The following is a 2,890-nucleotide window of genomic DNA, read 5'->3' as shown; positions in this document are numbered from 1 at the left end:
GCCGGGGTCACGCGCTTTGCGCCGCGCGCAAACGCAGACAACATCGCTTTGTCGGCCAGCAAATTGATGCGCCGCGCAATCCCCCCGCTGGCGCGCGCGATCCGGTTGAGCGCCGCTTGGGTGAAGGGGTTTTCGCCGGCGAGCCCTGCGGTGCGCAGCCGAAACGCGATGTATTCGGCAACGGTCATTTTGGGAAGCGGAGAGAGGGTGAAGCGGTGCACGATCCGTTCCCGCAGCGGCAGGAGCAGCGGATCGGCAAGGAGCGTGGTGAGTTCCGGTTGGGCAAAAAGCACGATCTGCAGCAGTTTATGCTGCGCGGTCTCCAGGTTGGCAAGCCGCCGCACTTCGTCAAGCGCCGCAGGGGTCATCGCGTGGGCTTCGTCGATCACGACTGCGGTGCGCTGCCCTGCTTGGTAGCGGGCAATGAGCGCGGCGTTGAGGCGGTCCAGGAGCGTTGCGCCCGGTAGTGACTCCGCTGCAACCGGGGTAGAGCCGTTTGCATTTGGGTTTGCCAAGACTCCGAGGTCGTGCGCAATCGCGGCGACAATTTCGTTGGGCGCAAAAGCGGGGTTGGCCAAATAGGCGACGTGCCATCCCATTTCGCTCAAGCGCGCAACGAGAAGGCGCGCAAGGAGCGTCTTGCCGCTGCCCACTGCGCCAGTGACTGCGGTGATCCCTTCGTCGGTGGTGACGGCAATGGTGAGCGCCTCGAGCAGTCGCCCGCGTTCCCCGCCCGCGAAGAAATAGCGGGGGTTCGGCGTGATCGAAAAGGGGGGCTCCGCTAAACCAAAGTGGGCAAGGTAGAGGGTCGACACCGGAACGTTCTCCAGGAGGAGCAGCCGTCCAGTTTACCGCAACCCGCGCGCAACGCTTCCCTTACAACAACACGCGCTCGATGCCGCCCGCGCGCACTTTCTCGACGTATTCCACCAGCCAATTTTCGCCCAGCACGTGCTTGGCGATTTCGACGACGATGTAGTCGGCATCCAGCCCCCCCGCGTCGTCGGCGTAGCGCGCAAGACCTTGCAGGCAACTCGGGCAACTGGTGAGCACCTTGATCGGGACGTTGGGTTGGTCTTTGCGCAGCAGCGCGGCGTCTTTTTCGAGTTCTTCTTGCTTGCGGAAGCGTACTTGGGTGGAGACGTCGGGGCGCGTTACGGCAAGGGTGCCCGCTTCGCCGCAGCAGCGGTCGGAGAGCTTCACGTCTGTGCCCATGAGCGTCTGCGCCACTTTGAGCGGCTGGTGGGTCTTCATCGGCGTGTGGCACGGGTCGTGGTACATGTAACGCACACCCGAGACCCCTTCGAGCTGGACCCCTTTTTCCATCAGGTATTCGTGGATGTCGAGCAAACGGCAACCCGGGAAGATCTGCTCGAACTGGTATTTGAGGAGCTGATCCATGCAGGTGCCGCAGCTGACGATCACCGTTTTGATGTCGAGGTAGTTGAGGGTGTTCGCGACGCGGTGGAAGAGCACGCGGTTGTCGGTAATGATCTTTTGCCCTTGCGCTTCGAACCCGGCGGCGGTCTGCGGATAGCCGCAGCAGAGGTAGCCGGGAGGGAGCACGCAGGTGGCGCCCACGTGGTAGAGCATCGCCTGGGTGGCGAGCCCTACTTGTGAAAAGAGCCGTTCCGAGCCGCAGCCGGGGAAGTAGAAGACCGCTTCCGACTCGTCCGCGCGCACCCTGGGGTTGCGGATCACCGGGATGATCGTGTCGTCTTCGATGTCGAGCAGTTGCCGCGCGGTGCGCTTCGGTAAGTTCCCCGGCATCGGTTTGTTGATGAAATGGATCACCTGCGCGCGCACGGGCGCTTTGCCGCGGGTTGCGGGCGGCAGTTGGGTTTGCGCCTGGATGAGACCGAGCCGTTTCGCTGTGCGGTAGGCAAAGCGCTGCGCGCGGTAGCCGAGGTCGATCATCGCGCTGCGGATCAGTTTCACCGTCGTCGGGTCTTTCACGGTGAGGAACGCCATCGCCGCTGCAGTGCCCGGGTTGAACGATTTTTTGCCCAATTTGCGCAGGAGGTTGCGCATGCGGATCGAGACGTCGCCAAAGTCGATGTCGACTGGGCACGGTTTCAGGCACTTGTGGCAGACGGTGCAGTGGTCGCCCACGTCTTCGAACGCCTGCCAATGGGCAACAGAAACGCCGCGCCGCGTCTGTTCTTCGTAGAGGATCGCTTCGATCAAAAGCGACGTGGAGAGAATTTTGTTGCGCGGGCTGTAGAGCAGGTTTGCACGCGGCACGTGGGTGGAACAAACCGGTTTGCATTTGCCGCAGCGCAGGCAATCTTTGATCGCGTCGGAAATGCCTTTGAGGTCGGTCTGTTCCATGATGAGCGATTCGTGCCCCATCAGGTTGAACGACGGGGTGTAGGCGCGGGCGAGATTCCCACCGGGCATCAATTTGCCACGGTTGAAGCGCCCTTCCGGGTCGACGCGCTCTTTGTACGCCCAGAACGCCTGTAGCTTTTCGGGTTCGAGGTAGTCGAACTTGGTGATCCCGATGCCGTGCTCACCCGAAATCACGCCACCCAGCTCCTTGGCGATCGCCATGATGCGGTCGACCACCTGGTTGGCGCGTTGCAGCATCTGGTAGTGGTCGGAATTGACTGGGATGTTGGTGTGCACGTTGCCGTCGCCGGCGTGCATGTGCAGCGCGACGAAAAGGCGCCCTCTCAGGACCGCTTTTTGGATCGCCTGCAGTTTGGCATGCGTCGGGGCAAAGAACTGTCCGGCGAAGATCGATTCGAGCGGCGCTTTGAGTTCGCGCTTCCACGAGACGCGTACTGAGTAGTCCTGAAGTCGGTGGAAGAGCGTTGGATTGGGGGCGGTGTTTTGGTATTCGCCGGCGCGAATCCCATATTCGGCAAAGTGCGCTTCGGCTTCGGCC

At 62.1% G+C, this 2,890-nt stretch carries 2 protein-coding genes; both read right to left on the bottom strand.

The window, feature by feature from the left end; translation table 11 throughout:
* Positions 1-815, bottom strand: an 815-nt coding sequence (locus KUL93_RS11115) for an ExeA family protein (protein WP_217127102.1), incomplete at its 3' end; no start/stop codon positions are given.
* A 61-nt stretch (positions 816-876) separates the two neighbouring features.
* Positions 877-2,890 (bottom strand): DUF3400 domain-containing protein (locus KUL93_RS11110; protein WP_217127101.1); only part of this gene is annotated, 2,014 nt, incomplete at its 5' end.

Source organism: Hydrogenophilus thiooxidans, from assembly GCF_019049855.1.
In the GTDB taxonomy this organism is placed as follows: domain Bacteria; phylum Pseudomonadota; class Gammaproteobacteria; order Burkholderiales; family Rhodocyclaceae; genus Hydrogenophilus; species Hydrogenophilus thiooxidans.
The sequence above is the reverse complement of the archived record's forward strand: the minus strand, read 5'-3'. Positions and strand labels throughout refer to the sequence as shown.